The organism is Actinomyces sp. HMSC065F11 (assembly GCF_001813085.1).
Classification (GTDB): Bacteria; Actinomycetota; Actinomycetes; order Actinomycetales; family Actinomycetaceae; genus Gleimia; species Gleimia europaea.
Window position 1 is genome coordinate 1 of sequence record NZ_KV811473.1, and the last position, 266, is coordinate 266.

The window sequence follows — 266 nt, forward strand, 5'->3', positions numbered from 1 at the left end:
AAAAAAAGGGGCCGACCGGCTCTGACGGCTTAAAAGCGCTTGGTTTCAGGCACTATTTCACTCCCCTCCCGGGGTACTTTTCACCATTCCCTCACGGTACTAATACACTATCGGTCACCTAGAAGTATTCAGGCTTACCCAGTGGTCTGGGCAGATTCACAGCAGATTCCACGAGCCCGCTGCTACTTGGGAACACACTCAGGCAGAGTTGCATGAACCACCTACACGACTATCACGCCCTACGGTCAGCCATCCCAAACTGTTCA

The 266-nt window shown here is 52.6% G+C and carries 1 rRNA gene; it reads right to left on the bottom strand.

What is annotated here, in order from left to right:
* A 23S ribosomal RNA gene (locus tag HMPREF2891_RS06435) occupies positions 1-266 on the bottom strand; the annotation flags it as partial.